Annotated in this window: 19 protein-coding genes; 12 read left to right on the forward strand and 7 right to left on the reverse strand. The window is 63.5% G+C overall.

Going from position 1 to position 18,468, the window contains the following annotated elements; translation table 11 throughout:
* Positions 1-172 precede the first annotated feature (172 nt).
* The 6 genes from LZC95_37240 to LZC95_37265 all read left to right on the forward strand — a co-directional run bounded on the left by LZC95_37240 (position 173) and on the right by LZC95_37265 (position 6,433).
* A complete protein-coding gene (locus tag LZC95_37240; protein WXA92086.1) occupies positions 173-349 on the forward strand; it encodes a hypothetical protein in 177 nt (58 codons plus the stop codon).
* Between the two features lie 222 nt (positions 350-571).
* Entirely contained in the window at positions 572-2,326 is a 1,755-nt protein-coding gene (locus LZC95_37245) for a phosphoenolpyruvate carboxykinase (GTP) (GenBank protein ID WXB00251.1), read from the forward strand.
* Positions 2,327-2,430: 104 nt separating this feature from the next.
* Positions 2,431-3,132, forward strand: coding sequence for a ferritin-like domain-containing protein (locus tag LZC95_37250; protein ID WXA92087.1), 702 nt, complete (start codon positions 2,431-2,433; stop codon positions 3,130-3,132).
* Positions 3,133-3,153: 21 nt separating this feature from the next.
* Positions 3,154-3,981: an immunity 49 family protein gene (locus LZC95_37255; protein ID WXA92088.1), complete on the forward strand. Its 828-nt coding sequence runs from the start codon at positions 3,154-3,156 to the stop codon at positions 3,979-3,981.
* Positions 3,982-4,140: 159 nt separating this feature from the next.
* Entirely contained in the window at positions 4,141-6,117 is a 1,977-nt protein-coding gene (gene acs / locus LZC95_37260; GenBank protein WXA92089.1) for an acetate--CoA ligase, read from the forward strand.
* A gap of 112 nt (positions 6,118-6,229) precedes the next feature.
* Positions 6,230-6,433: a hypothetical protein gene (locus LZC95_37265; GenBank protein ID WXA92090.1), complete on the forward strand. Its 204-nt coding sequence runs from the start codon at positions 6,230-6,232 to the stop codon at positions 6,431-6,433.
* Here LZC95_37265 and LZC95_37270 read toward each other — a convergent pair.
* Complete coding sequence (locus tag LZC95_37270) at positions 6,392-6,865, reverse strand: Hsp20/alpha crystallin family protein (GenBank protein WXA92091.1); 474 nt, start codon at positions 6,863-6,865, stop codon at positions 6,392-6,394. The genes LZC95_37265 and LZC95_37270 overlap by 42 nt on opposite strands.
* Before the next feature lie 202 nt (positions 6,866-7,067).
* Here LZC95_37270 and LZC95_37275 point away from each other — a divergent pair, with 202 nt between their 5' ends.
* The 4 genes from LZC95_37275 to LZC95_37290 all read left to right on the forward strand — a co-directional run bounded on the left by LZC95_37275 (position 7,068) and on the right by LZC95_37290 (position 9,413).
* Positions 7,068-7,226: a hypothetical protein gene (locus tag LZC95_37275; protein ID WXA92092.1), complete on the forward strand. Its 159-nt coding sequence runs from the start codon at positions 7,068-7,070 to the stop codon at positions 7,224-7,226.
* Between the two features lie 242 nt (positions 7,227-7,468).
* Entirely contained in the window at positions 7,469-8,086 is a 618-nt protein-coding gene (locus LZC95_37280) for a LemA family protein (protein WXA92093.1), read from the forward strand.
* 22 nt (positions 8,087-8,108) lie between these two features.
* Positions 8,109-8,954 carry a TPM domain-containing protein gene (locus LZC95_37285; protein WXA92094.1) on the forward strand — a complete coding sequence of 282 codons (846 nt, stop codon included), beginning with the start codon at positions 8,109-8,111 and terminating at the stop codon, positions 8,952-8,954.
* A 24-nt stretch (positions 8,955-8,978) separates the two neighbouring features.
* The gene (locus tag LZC95_37290) at positions 8,979-9,413 is read left to right on the forward strand and encodes a hypothetical protein (protein ID WXA92095.1); all 435 of its coding nucleotides are present in this window, start codon (positions 8,979-8,981) and stop codon (positions 9,411-9,413) included.
* 164 nt (positions 9,414-9,577) lie between these two features.
* Here LZC95_37290 and LZC95_37295 read toward each other — a convergent pair whose 3' ends face one another.
* From LZC95_37295 to LZC95_37310, 4 genes are all read right to left on the reverse strand, one after another.
* Entirely contained in the window at positions 9,578-10,414 is an 837-nt protein-coding gene (locus LZC95_37295; GenBank protein ID WXA92096.1) for a M57 family metalloprotease, read from the reverse strand.
* A gap of 588 nt (positions 10,415-11,002) precedes the next feature.
* A complete protein-coding gene (locus LZC95_37300; GenBank protein ID WXA92097.1) occupies positions 11,003-11,854 on the reverse strand; it encodes a M57 family metalloprotease in 852 nt (283 codons plus the stop codon).
* Between the two features lie 262 nt (positions 11,855-12,116).
* Entirely contained in the window at positions 12,117-13,958 is a 1,842-nt protein-coding gene (locus LZC95_37305; protein WXA92098.1) for a DUF4091 domain-containing protein, read from the reverse strand.
* Positions 13,955-14,935, reverse strand: a complete 981-nt coding sequence (locus LZC95_37310; protein WXA92099.1) for a pyridoxal-phosphate dependent enzyme — start codon at positions 14,933-14,935, stop codon at positions 13,955-13,957. The genes LZC95_37305 and LZC95_37310 overlap by 4 nt, the downstream gene beginning before the upstream one ends.
* Before the next feature lie 116 nt (positions 14,936-15,051).
* Here LZC95_37310 and LZC95_37315 point away from each other — a divergent pair, with 116 nt between their 5' ends.
* The gene (locus LZC95_37315) at positions 15,052-15,390 is read left to right on the forward strand and encodes a P-II family nitrogen regulator (protein ID WXA92100.1); all 339 of its coding nucleotides are present in this window, start codon (positions 15,052-15,054) and stop codon (positions 15,388-15,390) included.
* A 92-nt stretch (positions 15,391-15,482) separates the two neighbouring features.
* Complete coding sequence (gene glnA / locus LZC95_37320) at positions 15,483-16,898, forward strand: type I glutamate--ammonia ligase (protein ID WXA92101.1); 1,416 nt, start codon at positions 15,483-15,485, stop codon at positions 16,896-16,898.
* Here glnA and LZC95_37325 read toward each other — a convergent pair whose 3' ends face one another.
* A complete protein-coding gene (locus tag LZC95_37325; protein WXA92102.1) occupies positions 16,899-17,939 on the reverse strand; it encodes an alpha/beta hydrolase in 1,041 nt (346 codons plus the stop codon).
* Positions 17,939-18,442, reverse strand: coding sequence for a GNAT family N-acetyltransferase (locus tag LZC95_37330; GenBank protein WXA92103.1), 504 nt, complete (start codon positions 18,440-18,442; stop codon positions 17,939-17,941). Before LZC95_37330 ends, LZC95_37325 begins: the two co-directional genes overlap by 1 nt.
* Positions 18,443-18,468 lie beyond the last annotated feature (26 nt).

An 18,468-nucleotide genomic window follows, 5' to 3' on the forward strand; every position in this document is an offset into this window, starting at 1 on the left:
TCCCGTTCCCGAGCACCCGCATGCCGCTGCCAATAAGCTTATCGCCGTCGCGCGAAGTATCATCCGTACCCATTTCCTTGGACGAATGAAGTGTAGCTCAAAGTCACGTCCCCCTCCCGCGGGCCGCCGCAGGCTCTCCGGCATGCTCCGTGCTCATCTAGTGAATCACCCGATGGCTGGCATCCGCTTTCCGCTGCTCTTCCCTCTCCTGCTCGCCGTGTCCGCAGGCCTTGGAGCCCTGACGCCCAGCTTTTCCATCGAGCCAATTCCCCCCGCGTCCCAGGAACCGCCCAACCTCGAGAAGAGCGACCCGCCGCCGGCCGACGACGGCGTCACGGCTCCCGTGTGATCTGTGTGACGACTGTATGATCCCTGCGTCGGAGTGACGCACGGCGGATACATCCAGACGACCGCATGGCTGGAAGGCCACCAGGAGATGCGGTACACCGGGAAGATGAGCACGACCTCCGTCTCTCCGACAGGCGCCCCGTTCGCGAGCTCGAGCTCGGTGCTGGCTGGGCCGCCGAAAGTTCCGACCACCAACCCGCGGCTCCTCGCGTGGGTCAACGAAATGGTTGCACTCTGCAAGCCCGACCAAGTCGTATGGGTCGACGGCAGCGAGGAAGAGAAAGATCGCCTCACCCAAGAGGCGACCCAGGCGGGCGTGCTCATGCCGCTCAACCAGGACAAGCTTCCTGGCTGTTACCTGCACCGCTCGAATCCCAACGACGTGGCCAGGGTCGAGCAGCTCACCTTCATCTGTACCCCGACCAAAGACGAGGCGGGGCCGACGAACAATTGGATGGCGCCGAAAGAGGCTTATGACAAACTCGGTAAGCTCTTCGACGGCTCGATGCGCGGCAAAACCATGTACGTGGTGCCGTACATCATGGGCCCGGCCAGCTCGCCCATGTCGAAGGTGGGTGTCGAGCTGACCGACAGCATCTACGTGGTGCTCAACATGCGGATCATGGCCCGCATGGGCACCATCGCCCTGAAAGAGCTGGGCGACTCGAACGACTTCAATCGCGGTCTGCACTCGGTGCTGGATTGCAATCCGGAGCGCCGGTTCATTTGCCACTTCCCGCAGGACAACACGATTTGGTCCGTGGGCAGCGGCTACGGCGGCAACGTGCTGCTCGGCAAAAAGTGTCTCGCGCTGCGCATCGGCAGCTACTTGGGGCGCAAAGAAGGATGGCTCGCGGAGCACATGCTCATCCTCGGCGTGGAGAGCCCCGAGGGCGAGATGACCTACGTCGCCGCGGCCTTCCCCAGCGCGTGTGGCAAGACGAACTTCGCCATGATGGTGCCCACGAATCGCTTCAAGGGCTGGAAGATCTACACCGTGGGCGACGACATCGCCTGGATGAAGGTGGGCGAGGACGGGCGGCTGCGGGCCATCAATCCGGAGTTCGGCTATTTCGGTGTCGCGCCGGGGACCAATTTCAAGAGCAACCCCAATGCGATGAAGACCATCTCGCACGACACGATTTACACCAACGTGGCGATGACGCCCGACGGTGACGTGTGGTGGGAGGGCAAGGACGGCGACATTCCGAACGAGCTCACGGATTGGCAAGGGCGCCCTTGGACGCGCAAGGGCTCGACGGAAAAGGCCGCGCACCCCAACTCGCGCTTCACCGCGCCGATGCGCAACAATCCGGCCCTTTCGCGCTTCGCGGAGGACCCGGAGGGGGTGCCCATCAGCGCCATCATCTTCGGCGGCCGCCGCGCGACCACGATTCCGCTGGTCATCCAGGCCTTCAATTGGACCCACGGCGTCTTCTTCGGCTCGGCCCTCGGTTCGGAGACCACGGCCGCTGCCGCCGGCAAGGTGGGCGTGGTGCGGCGCGACCCGTTCGCAATGTTGCCCTTCTGCGGGTACAACATGGCCGATTACTTCGCGCATTGGTTGGAGATGCAAGCATTCATCACCAACCCGCCGAAGGTGTTCATGGTCAATTGGTTCCGCCAAGACAAAAACGGCAATTACCTCTGGCCGGGCTTCGGCGAGAACATGCGCGTTCTCAAGTGGATCGTCGACCGAGCGCGCCTGCGCGTCGGCGGACAGGAAACGCCATTCGGCTGGGTCCCGCGCGCGGGCGATCTGGATCTTTCCGGCCTGCACATCCCGCACGAACAGGTCGACGCAGCCACCGAGATCGACCTCGACGAATGGAAGGCCGAGCTCGAATCGCACGCCGAGTTCTACGAGAAATTCGGCGACCGCCTGCCCAAGGTGCTCGAGCTGCAGCGCGAAATGTTCCTCGCCCGCATCGACGCCTTGAAAAAGCGCAAGTGGGGCGCCGCCCAGCTTCTCGACTAAAAAGTCGCAGTCGAAGGCGGGAAGTTTCAATCAAAACCCAAAAAAACCTTCCCGCCTTCCCGCCTTCATGTGAATTCTCCGATTCTCTAGAGAGCCACGAGACCATGACCGAGCTATTGACCCCCGAGGCATTCGTCCGCGAACTCGACGCGCAAAACCGTCTTGCGCTGGAGCGCATTGCTGCTGCCACCAAAGCGCCGCCCGCATGCGCCGAGCGCGCGGAGGCCAAGGCCTGCGAGGGCAAGAAGCTCGAGGTGGCGACGTTGCTCAAGCTCGCGCTGAAGAACGAGCTCGAGGCCACGGAGTGCGCCGCGGCGTGGATCCCGACGACCACGGATGTCGATGTGAAGCTCGCCCTCGCCCGGCAGGCGGGGGACGAGGCCAAGCACTACCGGCTGATTCAAAAACGGCTGCGCGAGATGGGGGTCGACACGGCGGATCTCGACCCGCTCGCGCAGGGGCGGAGCCCGCTCTTGCAATTCCTCCTCGGGCTCGAGGGAACGGTGGCGCGGGTGGCCGCCGGGCAGTTCACCCGCGAGGCACTGGCGGTGGTGAAGAACGCGGAGTTCGTCGTCTTCTGCGAAGAGCAGGAAGACTTTCCCACCGCCGCGCTCTACAAGGGCACCATTCAGCCCGACGAAGAGCATCATCACGAGCTCGGTCGTTCGCTCCTTCTTAAATTGGCCACCACCGTCGAAGCGCAGGAGGCCGCGCGTGCAGCGAGCCGCCGCACCCTGGAGCTCGCCGAGGAGCTGCAAGAGATTGCACGGATGCGTGCGGGCATCACGCGGGCACCCGGCTGCTGAAGTGTGCTAATAAGGCTGGTCGTGCATGTTGCCAGACATCGCGTGCTCGAACGTCGACACGCGACCGCCCTCAACGCGACCTACGAGAAAACTTTACGACGGCTCCTCGAACGAGCCGAGACGAAGCCTTACGCGCTCGCAACGCTGATTGCGGATGCGGTGGTTCGCGCTGGCGTGCTGGCCACGGTGAACGAGAATTCCCCCGAGATCCCCAAGCTGATTCGGGTGGCCGCCCAATCGGGCACCGCGCTCTTTGCGCTCGCGCGCAGCGCCGGTCATCCCCTCGAGCTACCGCTCGGCGACGCGCCAAAGACGGTCAGCGGCAAGCCCGATGATACGCAGATCCACGTCGCACGCTGGCTCGACACGTTTTGGACCGCGACGCTAGGCCGCGACACGCCATCCATCGTGCGGCTCCTCGAGACCTCGACGGACGATCTTCGCCGCTCCCCCACCAAGGGTGACGAGTTTCAGTACCACCTGGTCGATGTCCTGCGCGCCGCCGCCATCGACGATCAGACGGCCGCACTCGAGCACCTGGGCCTCGCCACGCGCAAAACCAATGCGGAGTCGGTCCGCGTGGTCGCACTCGACCGGGTCGAGGAAATCGAGATCCCCGTCCTGGCCGCGCTCACCCGCCTCCTCGAACGCGACGAAGCCGGCTTCGGCGCCGCCATCCGCATGGTGCTCGAACTCCATGGCCGTTTCTGGAACGAGGGCGAACGCCGCGACGACCTCGCGGGCCTCGTGTGCGTGCGCGCCGGAGCGTTGCTCGTGATGGCCAAAGAGCGCGGAATCGTGCCCGACGTCACCTCGGACTTCGTGCCCGCGCTCTTGTTGGACTTCTAGCGGTCGTTTCCGTCCTCCCCTTTCTTTTCCACCCGCCAGCGCAGCCGTGTTTGAAAGCCGCCCCATCAGACGGGCGGTCGGGCTTCAAGAGGAACGAGGGCTCATCGAGGATGATGCAACGCTTGCATTCATTTTTTTTCGAGACGACTCTCTTTGGCCATGACAGACGGGATCGAGTCACGCCTTAGAGAGGAACGCAAATTCGTTCCGAGCGCCGAATTCTCCGCGCATGCGCGCGTGCAGTCGCATGCGGAATACGTCTCGCTTTACACGCAGTCGATCGAATCGCCGGAGGAATTCTGGCGCGACCAAACGTGTGATCTCGTATTCCGCACACGGCCCACGTCGTTCTTGGAGTGGAACCTGCCGAAGGCGAAGTTCTTCGGTGGGGCGACACTCAACATCACCGAGAGCTGCCTCGATCGGCATTTGAAGACGAGCGCGCGCACGCGGGCGGCGATCGTTTGGGAAGGTGAGCCGGGCGACACGCGCACGCTCACGTATTTCGAACTTCACCGTGAGGTCGTGCGCCTCTCCACGCAGCTCGCGAGCCTGGGCGTGCGCGCCGGCGATCGTGTCGCGATTTACATGGGCATGGTCCCCGAAACCGCCATCGCCATGTTGGCGTGCGCGCGACTCGGCGCCACGCACTCGGTCATCTTTGGCGGCTTTAGCTCGGACGCCTTGCGCGACCGCATCAACGATTGCGGCGCCAAGCTTCTCCTGACCCAAGATGGCGCATGGCGACGCGGCTCCATCGTTCCGCTGAAGCAAATGGCGGATGTCGCTGTCGCGCAAACGCCCACCATCGAGAAGGTCGTCGTGCTTCGCCGGATTGGCGCGGAAAAGGCGCCCGTCACCATGAAAGAAGGCCGCGACGTGTGGTGGGACGATCTCCTGGCGCGCGAGGCTGCGCCGGAGCATCGCGCCATCGCGGAGAAGCCTGCAGCCTTCGACGCCGAGCACCCGCTGTTCGTGCTCTACACGTCGGGCTCCACGGGCAAGCCCAAAGGCGTTCTGCACACCACCGCCGGCTACCTCGCGGGCGTGCACGTCTCCTCGAAGTATGTCTTCGATCTGCGCGAGGGCGATCTCTATTGGTGTACCGCGGACGTCGGCTGGGTCACGGGCCACAGCTACATCGTCTACGGCCCGCTCTCGTGCGGCGCCTCGTGCCTCATGTACGAGGGAGCGCCCAACTTCCCCGATCCGGGGCGCTTCTGGAAGATCATCGAGCGCCACGGCGTCACCATTTTGTACACGGCGCCGACGGCCATCCGCGCGTTCATTCGCTGGGGTGACGACTGGCCGAACAAGGCGGACCTGTCGTCCTTGCGTCTTTTGGGCAGCGTCGGAGAGCCGATCAACCCCGAGGCGTGGACGTGGTACCACCGCGTCATCGGCGGCGGCCGTTGCCCGATCGTCGACACGTGGTGGCAGACGGAAACGGGCGCCATCATGCTCACCACCTTGCCGGGTGCTTGCTACTCCAAGCCGGGAAGCACGGGCCTTCCCTTCTTCGGCGTCGACATCGCCGTCGTGAAGGATCGCGGCGAACCGTGCGGCACGAACGAGGGCGGAAAGCTCGTCGTGAAGAGCCCGTGGCCCTCGATGGCGCGCACGCTCTACAACGACGACGAGCGCTACGTCTCGGCGTACTGGAAGCAAATCGAGGGCGTCTACTTCACCGGCGACGGCGCCCGAAAAGACGAAGATGGATATTTCTGGGTCGTCGGTCGCATCGACGACGTGCTCAATGTCGCGGGCCATCGCATCGGAACCGCCGAGATTGAGAGCGCACTCGTGAGCCATCCCTTCGTGGCCGAAGCGGCCGCGGTCGGAAAGCCGGATGAGCTCAAGGGCCAAGCCCTCGTCGTGTTCGTGACCTTGAAGCAAGGTCAAACGGCCAACGACGAAACGAAGGCGAATCTGAGCAAACACATCGAAAAAGAGATCGGGAAGTTCGCACGCCCCGATTCGATTCGATTTGCCGACGCACTACCCAAGACGCGCAGCGGCAAGATCATGCGGCGCCTTCTCAAAGAGGTTGCCTCGGGCGCCACCGAGGCCAAGGGCGATACGTCGACCTTGGAAGATCTCGGCGTTTTGGCGAAGCTGCGCGCCGACGAAGACTGACGCGCCCATACCGGCCATACCACCTGCGCCCTCATCGAATACCACTTTAACACCAGTGTTTTTGTGGCTTCCGGCGAGGAAGACTTCTCATCGTCGAACGTACGTACGGGGGATGTTGACGTTCGACGATGACGAAGTGACCGGGCCGGCCTCCGTGTACGATCCCACCGGCGCAGATTCGCGCCGGGGATCGCACGGAATGGTGACGAGGTCGTGGCACGGACGCGTCATCGTGTCGTTGCGTGCAGCGCTGAAGACGCTGGTGCACGCCGCGTTACTTGCCCTCACCACCCTGACGCGGGGCGCTCGCAGCTGAGGGAAGGCCGTTCGTCGCGACGGAGACCTGGATGCGACGGGGCTTCGCGGCTTCGAGCTTCGGGATGCGAATGCTCAGCACACCGTCGGAAAGCTCCGCGGTCAGATTCGTGGCATCGAGATCGTCGGGCAAGGTGAAGGCGCGGCTGAACGAGCCGTAGCTTCGACCGAGAACGGCCTGCGTGTTCTTGGACTGCGCGGGCCCGTTGAACTTGCGCGAGCCCTTGATGGTGAGCACGCGGCCATCGACGGTGATATCGAGATCTTCGCTCTTCACGCCTGGCACGTCGACGACGAAGAGTGCGCGTTCGTCGTCGGAAAAGACGTCGATGCTCGGCGAGAAGGAACGGCGATGCGTTGCGGTGCCGAAGGTTGCGCCCATCACGTCGTCGAGGGCGCGATCGAAACGAAACAGATTCTCGTAGGTCAACATGGTGCAATTACCCTTTCGTGGACGGTCCCGGCGTCGAGCAGACGAATGCTCGTGAAGCGTCGTGCCGAGCGAGAGGCAGGCTGCACGAACGGCAGGGGGGAGACCCGCCGCGTGCACGCCTCTCGATCGGCGCGACTGAATCGAGCGTGATGCACACGGGATGCGGCACCATGCCGCCTCCGCGTGCCGGCCGCTCTCGCCGGTGACGTTCCTTACGACCGACATCGATAAAGCATCGATCGCGCCTGTCAATATCGGCCCCTTCGAGCGCCGGGCCTTGCCCAGCATTTTCACTTCCCGCGACAGCCTGCACGCGATGGTCTCCGTGCATCCGTCCGCGATCCAACCGTTTCAGAAGTGACTCGAATACGGCGCCCGAGCGCTCGAAGGGGTCTCTGCGAAAGGGGTGTTTGATCAACTGCGTTCGGGTGGTTACCTTCCTTTCTGACGGCGGTTGCTCTTCCGAATTGCCGCTTCTCGTTCTGCTTTCGTTCCGTCCTCTGCGTCGTCCGTCATGGGAACGACACACGCGGGCGCGGGTCCATTCCATCTTTTTCAACCAACTCGACAGAGCCCTTTTGCAGCACTAGTTTGGACACCGTCATGAAACGACCCGCACTTCCCCGGCGCATTTTTCTCTCCCTCGCGCTCGCGCTTTTCGCCACGCTCGCGATTTTCGGAACGGGCTGCCAGAAGTACGACGAGCTGATCGAGAAGGACCAAGTCGCCGAACAGAAATGGGCCGATATCGAAGCTCAACTTCAGCGCCGGGCCGACCTCGTACCGAACCTCGTGTCGACGGTGAAAGCCTCCGCCGCGCACGAGACGGAAACCTTGCAGAAAGTGTCCGAGGCGCGTGCATCGGCCACGAGCATCAAGCTCACCGCGGACGACCTGTCCGATCCAGCCAAGGTCGCCGCGTTCGAGAAGGCGCAGTCCGAATTGAAGGGCTCCCTCTCACGCTTGATGATGGTCTCGGAGAAGTACCCCGATTTGAAGGCGAACGCCGCCTTCCACGATTTGCAGGTTCAGCTCGAGGGCACCGAGAACCGCATCCTGCGCGCACGCGAGGAGTACAATAAGGCCGTGCGCGAGTACAACGCCGAGCTCGGAAAAATTGGCGGCCAAGCCGTGAACAAGGTCACGGGCAAGCCCTTTACGAAGCGAGTGTACTTCCAAGCGACACCGGAATCGCAGGCGGTCCCGAAGGTCTCGTTCTAGTCGTTTCCATAAAAGGAATACCGTGCGCGCCCGTTTATGGCTGATGGTCTTCGCTTGGATCGCACTCATTGCGATCCCGCGGACCACGCTCGCGTATGAACCTCCGCCGCTGAAGGGGCACGTGGTCGATACGGCGGGCAAGCTCACGCCGGAGGACATTTCCCATTTCGACACGAAGCTCGATGCGTTTCGTCAGCGCGCGGGCTTCGCCGTGGTCGTGTTTCTCACCGGCTCGCTCGAGGGCGAAAACATCGACGACTACACGTACGAGACGTTCCGTGCGTGGAAGGTCGGCGAGAAGGGCCTCGACAACGGCGTACTTCTGGTGATCGCGCCGAACGAGCGAAAGGTTCGCATCGAAACCGGCAAAGGCGTGGGCGGGGAGCTTCCCGATCTCAAGGCGAACGACATCATTCGCAAGCAGATCACGCCGCGCCTCAAGGAGGAGCACTTCCGCCAGGCCGTGGAGGCCGGCACGGACGGCATCATGGAGGCCCTCGCCGGCCCCAACGCGGGGGGCGACGGTGCAACGAAAGAGCGCACCAAGGTGATCCGCCGCACGTCGGACGGAAGCGCCCTGTGGATGTTCGTGCCGCTGCTCCTGCCGCTCGGCATTCTGGTCATCATTCTCGTGGCCATCGCCCGCGCCAAGCGGCGCGGCTTCGGACCGGGGCACGACCGCGACGACGACGATCGCTGGGGTGGCGGCGGCGGTGGCGGGTTCTACGGTGGAGGCGGATTCTTCGGTGGCGGTGGCGGCTGGGGAGGTGGCGGCGGCGGCGGCGGCGACTGGGGCGGCGGCGGAGGAAGCGGATATTCTGGGGGTGGCGGCGAATCCGGTGGCGGTGGCTCGAGCGACAGCTACTGAAGTGGTATAATCATGGTTATACCGATGCCCCGCAAACCGCGCCCTTCGAAACACATCGTCGCGTTCAAGGTCGAGCCGGAGCTCGCGGCCGTGCTCGACGCCATGCCGAACAAGAGCGAATTCATTCGCGCGGCCGTTCAGAATCGTCTCGCCAGCGCCTGTCCTCTCTGCCGCGGAACGGGCGTGGCCCCCTTCGGCGGCGTAGGCGACGAGCTCACCAAGCTCGTTCAGCAGCACCCACTCTGCGTGTGCACCGGCTGCGGCGTCAAAGAGCCGCGCCCCTGTCACTCACCGGGCCACTGCGAAGACGAGCCGCGCATCGAGGCATTCGAGCGATGGGGCATCTTCATCTGCGAAGCCTGCGCCAAATCGACCTTGTTCTGCACCACGTGCAAAAAGCCTCTGCGCAGCGCCGCAAAGAAAAAGTCCGACCGCTGCGACGAATGCCGCGCGGCGTGACGTCGGTCGCGTAAGGGTCCCCGAAGAGAGATTCACATGAAGGCGGGAAGGCGGGAAGGACTGAGGGAGATTTTTAGGTTTCCAATCGGTGCAGTGCCCCGATTGGAATTCACAAAAAACCTCCCCGCCTCCCTGTAAAATCTCAGCCTTCTAATGCGACGCGATCAGGGTGCGCCATAGAGGGCGGCGGCGCCTTGGCGATCGCGGGTCGTGAGAACGAGGTCGCCGCGGTTGCTCCCGTTGCACTGCGGGTAGTGCATGACGGAGGCCGAATCGTAGGTCGTGAGCGCACGCCAGCTGTTGTCCTCGAAGCAGGTGCCCGACTCGGGGCGCGTGTGCTCGTGGCGGAAGCCCAGGGTGTGGCCCAATTCGTGGCGCAGAATGCCCGCCAACGTATACGGAGCGGTATTTCCGAATGCGCTCGTGCTGATCAGCACATTGCGGCTCGAACGCCCATTGTTCGGGAAGAAGGCGCGGGCGAGGTACGAGGTGGTCGACGTCTGGTTCACGTCGAACACGACGTTGGTGTTGCTCGCCGTGCAGTTCCCGTCTTGGCCGCTGCTGTGAACGAAATTCACCTTGGCAACGCCTTCCCACGCGGCCGTGGCGCTGTTCATGGCGTTGACCACCGTGTTGTAACGGCTGCCGAACGAGGCGCGGCTCACGCAGTACGTGATGTTGAGTTTTTGCGTGTTGTTCCACTTCGCGTCCGCGCCGTTTGCGCGGTGCACGATGAGGTCACCCTGCTGGACGTATTCCTCGTAGAAGGAACGCAGCTCGTCGCGGCTCGTGAGAACTTGGTCGCCGTTCACGATGTAGTTCCCGGTCTCGTCTTCACGAGCGACGGTCTTTTCCCACGCATCGAACGAGATCGAAGCGGTGGTTCCCGTGACTTCCGGCTCCGAAGCATTGTTCTCGGAATCCGCGGCGCAGCCGACGGAGACACATGCCATGAGGGACGCGCCGACGAACAGAATGGACGAGAGGATATTGGTACGCATGGTTTGACTCACGAATTGGGGGGGTTTTGGGTGGAGCCTTCCATCTGCGGGGCGAACGACGACATCAAGAGTCGGTCCCCGTGGAGACGATTCAGGTCGTGGTCCAGCGAAAAGCCAAGAAGGGCAAACCCCGCCCCACGCGAGCCAAAGGCGGCGCCTCTTGCGCCGGGCACGTGAGTCACGAAGTACTGGAGGCGCGATTGTCTAACACTTCAACAATTGTCTTACAATCATTTAAGCACTGGATTTTCCCACTTCTAGAAGTGCGCACCTCTCGTACTTCGATATACGTCGGCCCCGATGCTTGCATGCGCATTCACTCCGCACCGCGTCTAACGCGTGACGCGCGCGAACGATGGTTGCCGTGGCATCGAAATTGTTGTCAGGAAAATTATGCCAGCAACAAAACGACAACATCCCCCTGCCCTCATAGAGGAAGGGGGACGGAACCGACCAAAGGATTTGAACAGGGAGACGGGGAGGCGGAGAGGTTTTTGATTCGGGACCAGAGTCCTCAATGCGCACATCGTTGCTGCGACAACAAAAACTCCCCGTCTCCCCGCCTCCCTGTGAATTCTTCTGATTCTTCTACGGCGCGCCGTAGAGGGCTGCGGCGCCCTGCTTGTCCTTGGTCGTCAGCTTCAAGTCACCCGTTTGTGTTCCGTTGCACTGTGGATAGTGCATGACGGACTTGGGATCGTAGCTCGTGAGGGCGCGCCATTTGTTGTCTTCGAAGCAAGTGCCCGACTCGGGGCGCGTATGCTCGTGGCGGAAGCCGAGGGTATGACCGAGCTCGTGGCGAAGGATACCTGCGAGCGTGTACGGGTCGATGCTTCCGAATGCGCTGGTGCTGATGAGAACATTGCGCGAAGAGCGGCCCTGGTTCGGGAAAAATGCGCGGGCCAAAAAGGATTGATCCGTGGTCTGGCGAACGTCGAAAACGACATTGCCGTTGCTCTTGGTGCAGTTGCCGTCCTCGCCGCTCTTGTGGACGAAGTTGACGTTGGCCGCCGCCTCCCATGCCCCCGTGGCACTGGACATCGCGCTCACCACGGCGTTGTAGCGGCTTCCGAAGGAGCTCTTGCTCACGCAGTAGGTGATGTTCAGCTTCTGCGTATTGTTCCACTTCGCATCCGTGGTGCCCGGGTGATGCACAATCAGCGCGCTGTTGTCATTTAGAACGTAATCATCGTAGAACATGCGTAGCTCTTCGACGGTCTCGACGGGTGTGTCGCCGTTGACGATCCACACGCCCTCTTCGTCGACGTGAACGGTCTTCGACCAATCCTCGAACGACAACGGTGCGCCGGTGCCATTGGTGCCCTTGTCGTCGGACTCGGACCGATCCGAATCGGCGGCGCAGCCGACCGCTCCACAGAGCATCAACGAGGTCCCGAAAAGGCAAACGAGAGCGGTGGCGGGCAGCTTCTTGGTACGCATGATGAACTCCATTCAGGTTGCAAAGGGAAGGCGCCAAGGCCTTCGGCGAGGGCTCATAGAAGCCAAGGAGTCGCAAACACCGCTTCACGCGAACCAGCCGGCGCTTCTCACACGTCATCGCGCCGTGCACGTGAGTCACGAAGTTTTCGAAGATCGATTACCTAACACTTCGTCATATGACGGACAACGCAGTACGAAATGAAATTTGAAAATTTCCGACTGGATCGTGCCCTATCGCGAACTCGCGAATGCGTTCGCGCACTCAGTCGCGTGTCGCCGCGTCTCGACGTGAACCTGCACGCCGTGCGATGGCCAGCGTAACCCACGCAACCCCAACGACGAACGAGCCGAATGAGAAGGAATCGGGCGCTCCAGCCATTCCGCACTTCGTACACCCGAACCAACGCGCCACCCGCTCCGTTCGCGGCTTTCGCGGCGGATGCTTGCGCTCGATCACCTCGAGCAACTCCTTGCGTGCCGCAAGCCATGCGCTCCCGCGCTCCGGCCATGCCGGTTTGGCCTTTGCCTCGGCCAAGCCGCGCGCGACCACGTCCCCGACGATGGCGTCGGTGGTCACAGCATCGACCGCCCGCGCAAGCTGGATGTAACCCGCGTCTTCTGCCCCGCGGCGCAGGTTCTTCAGTCGAACCGACGGGTACACGATGGGCTTTCCATCGTCGCGCATCCCGGGAGCAGCCTGCGTGCCGGGATAGACGAGGATCCCATCGCCGTTCGCGTGATCGCCGTCCGCATTGTGGAACGTTTCGCTGACGACGAACGGGTCGAACCCGCGCTCACCGCCACGGCCCCCGCGGTTGGAATCCAGCCAGAACGTGGATTCCCAGTAGAACCAGTGCACAACGCCATAGCGCGCCGCGATCCAGGCATTCGCGCGCAGATCGGTCGCGGGGACGTCGAGCATCATCGGCCCCGCGAAGGGACGCTGGCCATTGTAGACCCAGACGCGCTTGCCGCGGGCGCGCGCTTTCTCGGCGACCTTCGGGTCGTAGCGTTCGGCCAGCATCATGACGAGATCCGCGGCTTGATCGCGCGGATCCTCGCTGCAGGTCACCCCGACGCGCACCCCGCGGGCTTCGGGAACGGCACGGAGCAGATCCATCCAGCGCACGCCGCGGGAGCTCTTGCAATTTTCGTCGACGGCGTAGACGAACACCTCCGTCGCCTCCGCCATACTGCGAACGCGCGCAGCGATGCGACCGACCTCCGCCGCCTTCGCCGCATCGGGCTCGCCGAGCATCCCGTAGGCACCAATGGCCAAGATCCCCTCACCCACCCCGACGCCGGGCCCCGCGTAGCCGGCGGCCTCCGTGTACATTTTGCCGCTGAGCGCCTCCTCATCCAAACCGGCGAGGGCATCGGCCGTCGTCACATCGTGGATCGCACTCAGGCGGTGCGCGTGCAAGGTCTGCCGAAGCGACCGCTCCGCCCGGCGATCGCCCATTCTCTTCTTCAAGGTCGTCGAATCGTAAAATGTCGTGATCGCGGCAGGCCCGGGATAAGGCAGCACCGCATCGGCCACCCGCAGTGAAACGCTTCGTTCGGCCAAGGTGCGATCCCCCGCCCGAACGCGAAGAACGCTGGTGTACACGCCCGGCGGTGCGCCCGGCGGCACGTGAATGTCCACCCACACGGCACCGCGCGCGGTGGGACCGGCATGGGTCTCGTCGCCCGGCACCAGCGCATCGGCGAAAAAGCCCACGTATGCGCCCGCCGCGGGCGCGGCCTCCGGCGTGAAGGCCAGCGAACCTGGAGAGCGCTCGTTGTAACTCGCGCGCTGGATCTCCACGAAACGCTCTTCGAACAGGTCGACCCGCACGCCAGCGAGCGCCGGCGAAAAGGGCTCGAGCGTGGTGCGCACGTGCTCCAGCACCTCGCCGTCGGGCTCCACGACGACTTGAAACGCCACCGTCTCGTCCCGCAGCGCGAAAAGCTCGATCGCCGAGGGCCACACGCTCTCGGGCAGCGGGTGCATCGCGTCCCGCGCGACCTTCTCGCCATCGTCGAGCACCGTCACCCGCGCCGCATGCGCCGTCGACGACCAGGCCATCGCCGCACACACCGCGATGCAAGCCGCGCGCTTCATTGAAAGAGCCGAGCCAACTCGGGCGGCAGATCCTGCTCCGAAGGCGCCCCCTCGAGCAGCGCCGAAAGCGGTGCGCTCGACAGCGTGTGCACGTAGAGGACATGCCGATAGCGACCCTCCGCCACCCGATCCAACGCGGCGGCGAACGCCTTCGCGGTGTACGTCGGATCCAGCGTCAACCCCGAGGCGGCGGCCAGCATCGTGGCATGCTCTCCCTCCGCGGTCCGATGCCCGTAACCCCGCCCCAGGTAGCGGCGCTCGATTTCCAACGGCACCAGCCGGCGCCCACACCGAAACGTTAGCCAGCGGGCCGCAAGTTCTACTCCCCACACCGGCGCCGCCACGGCCACCCCCACCACGCGCGTCTTCATCCCCTCTTGTGCAAATCCCACGGCCAGTCCCGCCGCCGTGCCCCCCGATCCCAAGGTCACCACCGCCAGGTCGGGCTCGGGCAACACCCCATCTCGAACCTGTTTCGCCACTTCCCGCGCCGCGTCCACGTAGCCCAGGGTCCCGAGGCGGTTCGACCCACCCACCGGCAGATAGAGCGCCGGCTCCCCGGCCCAAAGCCGCCGCACGATGGCGAAGGGCGCCGCCGCATACGAACCGACGGGAAAAGCCCGAACGCCGAGAGCCAGCGACGCGCGCAGATTCTCCACCGCGTGGTCGGAGCGCGGCTGAGGCAGAAGCACAGCTTCCACCTCGAAGCCGGCCTCGCGTCCAAAAAGGGCGGTGGCCAGCACTTGGTGGCTGCCGGCGGCGCCCACCGTCACGATGCGCCGCCCCAGGCCACGCGCGCGTGCATCCGCGAGGATCCGCTCCAGCTTTCGAACTTTGTTGCCACCGTAGGCCGGGTGCGTAAGGTCTTCGCGTTTCACCCAGAGGTCACACGGTTCGTGACCCGTGTGACCGGGCTGAACCCGACTCAGGCGCGGGAGGTGCTCGACGGGGGTGGGGTAATTCGGGTTAAGTTCCATCGGGGAAAACGCCCGCGAAACGTTGGCGAAACCTTAACCTGGCATCTTCCCTCGTGTCATCCAGCGTCATCGGGGGGGCCAACGCCTCGCACGTCGCGCGCAGAGAAAGGCACCACGTGAAGAAGATTGAAGCCATCATCAAACCGTTCAAGCTCGACGAGGTCAAAGACGCGTTGAGTGAAGTCGGCGTGCAAGGGATGACGGTGACCGAAGTCAAGGGCTTCGGGCGCACCGGCGGCAAAAAAGAAGTGTATCGCGGTTCGGCCTACGTGGTCGACTTCGTCCCCAAGGTCAAAATCGAGGTCGTCGTTCCGGACGAGCTCGTACACGACGTGATCGACGCCGTCGAGAAATCCGCGAAAACGGGCCGGATCGGTGATGGAAAAATCTTCATCACGCCGGTCGAAGAAGCGGTGCGCATCCGCACCGGTGAACGCGGCAAAGAAGCGATCTAGTTCGCGGCTGCCACCGCCACCAACTAACCCCGATTTTCGCCCCGCAGGCGCGGGGCCCGTAACGAGAGCGTGCTGTCTAGGAGGATCATCGAATGAATCCCAAGGAAGTCATTGAGCTTGCCAAAAACCACGACGTCAAATTCGTCGACTTGAAGTTCGTCGACTTTCCGGGGGTGTGGCAGCACACGACTCTCCCAGCGCGTCGTCTGGACGAATCGCTCTTCGAGGACGGCATCGGCTTCGACGGCTCGTCGATCCGCGGATGGCAGCCGATCAACGCATCGGACATGCTCATCATCCCGGACCCCGAAACGGCGCGCATCGATCCGTTCTACCAGGCGTCGACGCTGCACCTGGTGTGCTCGGTTTACGACCCCATCACGAAGCAGCCCTACTCGCGCGACCCGCGTCACATCGCGAAGAAGGCCGAGGCGTACCTGCGTCAGACGGGCATCGCCGACACCTGCTTCATGGGTCCCGAGGCCGAGTTCTTCGTCTTCGACGACGTTCGCTTCGACCACTCGCAGCCGAACGCCGGCTTCTACTACCTCGACAGCATCGAGGGCGCGTGGAACTCGGGTCGCGAGGAGTTCCCGAACCTTGGCTACAAGGTGCGCCACAAGGAAGGCTACTTCCCGGTCCCACCGACCGACACGCTGGCGAACCTCCGCAACGAGATGATGACCACGTTGATGGAGACCGGCGTCGAGATCGAGGTCGGCCACCACGAGGTGGCGAGCGGTGGTCAGTGTGAGCTTGGCGTGAAGTTCGCCCGCCTGCTCTCCAGCGCCGACCAGCTCCTCTGGTTCAAGTACGTCATCAAGAACGTGGCGCGCAAGAACGGCAAGACGGCGACATTCATGCCGAAGCCGCTCTTCGGCGACAACGGCTCGGGCATGCACGTGCACCAGTCGCTGTGGAAGGAAGGCAAGCCGCTCTTCGGTGGCGACGGCTACGCCGGCCTCAGCGAGAACGCCCTCTACTACATCGGCGGCATCATCAAGCACGCGCGCTCGATCGCCGCGCTCACCAACCCGACGACGAACTCGTACCGCCGCTTGGTGCCGGGCTTCGAGGCGCCGGTCAACCTGGCCTACTCGAGCCGCAACCGCTCCGCGTCGGTGCGTATCCCCATCACGGGCCCGTCGCCGAAGACCCGCCGCATCGAGGTGCGCTTCCCCGACCCGAGCTGCAACCCGTACCTCGCCTTCAGCGCGATGATGATGGCCGGTCTCGACGGCATCCAGAACAAGATCAACCCCGGCGATCCGCTCGACAAGGACATCTACGCCCTGTCGCCCGAGGAGCTGAAGGACATCCCGCACATGCCGGGAAGCCTGGAAGACGCCCTCGACGCGCTCGAGAAGGACCACGAGTTCCTCCTCCGCGGCGACGTCTTCACGCGCGACGCCATCACCGAGTGGCTCGACTACAAGCGCACGCGGGAGCTCAACCCGATCCGCATGCGCCCGACGCCGCACGAGTTCTTCCTCTACTTCGACATTTGATTAACGCTTCGAGGCCAGGAACGAGCGCACCTCCGTGAGGAAGCGCTCTTCCACCTCGATGTGCGGGATGTGACCGATCCCCGGGAGCTCCACGAGCTTGCTCCCGGGGATTTTTGCTGCCGTCTCCTTCCCAAGCCGATCGTAGCGCCCATGTTCGGCGACGACCTCGGGCTTGAGGAGGTTCTTCCCCACGATGGTGCGATCGGCCGTGCCCACGATGAGCAGGGTGGGCACGCGGATGCGGTCGAACTCGTAGTAGACGGGCTGCAAGTAGATCATCTCGCTGGTGAGCGCGGAAACCTTCGCCGCCTGCGGGAAGTTGGACAGCCTGGTGTAACGCGCCGCCGTGTCGACGAGCACTTCGTACTCGGGTTTCCACTCCCGGAAGTACGAGTTCTGGAAGTACTTGCGGACGCTATCGGGATTGGCGGAGAGCTCGACCTTGAGCTTCTGATCCATCGTCGTGTACGGCACGAAGGTGCGGTAGTCCTCGAGCCCGATGGGATCCTCGAGAACGAGTTCGCTGACCTTCTCCGGGTAGAGCAGCGCGAAGCGCATGGCCAGCATGCCGCCCATCGAGTGGCCCAAGATGACGGCGCGCTGGATGCCCAGGGCATCGAGCAGCTGCTTCGTGTTGTGTGCCAACCCGTGGAAGCTGTAAGCGATGTCGGGCCGCGAGGACTTTCCGAAGCCCACTTGGTCCGGAACCACGACCCGGTAGCCCTCGCCGCGGAAGGCCTCGATGACCCGGCGGAAGTAGAAGCCGCTGAAGTTCTTCCCGTGCAAGAGCACGATGGTGCGCCCGTTGGGTGCCCCCGAAGGCGCGACATCCATGTAGGCCATGGATACATGCTGGCCTTCGATGTCGATGGGCTGCCGCTTCACCGGAAAACCGTAGTCGATGCCATCGTCCACCGGATCGGAGCTCGCGACGGACGACGTCGTTGCGGGCGTGGGTGCAGCCGGAGCGGGAGCGGGAGCGGGAGACGAGGCGCACGCACCCAAGGTGCATGCGAGCAAGGCGACGAATACGGTGCGCATCACGTTCCCTCCGCGAGAGCGATCATCGCATCGCCATCGATTCGTACGGTTTGCCATTCCTTGAGGATGCGCGCACCGAGGCGCTCGTAAAAAGCAATCGCATCGACGTTCCAATCGAGCACGAGCCACTTCACGCCAGCACACTTTCGGGCGACAGCCTCACGCGCCAATTCGCGAAGCAGCACGCGTCCCACCCCCAAGCCGCGAAACTCGGGACGCACGAAAAGATCTTCCAAGTAGAGCACGGGGCGTCCCCGCCACGTCGTGTACTGGTAGAAGTACAACGCGAACCCCGCAGGCTTCACCGTCTCGCCTTCGTTCTGTCGCACGTCGGCGATGAACACGTGGAACAGCGGCTCGTCACCGAATCCGTCGCGAAGGAAATCTTCCACCGTTGCGATGACCGCGTTGGGTTCGCGCTCGTACAGCGCGAGGTCCTTCACGAACTCCAGAATCAAAGGCGCGTCGGCGGCGACCGCACGTCGGATCGAAAGGTCGGACATAGCTTCAGGCTTAGGGCGCCAGAGCC

Source organism: Sorangiineae bacterium MSr12523 (assembly GCA_037157775.1).
Lineage (GTDB): Bacteria > Myxococcota_A > Polyangia > Polyangiales > Polyangiaceae > Pendulispora > Pendulispora brunnea.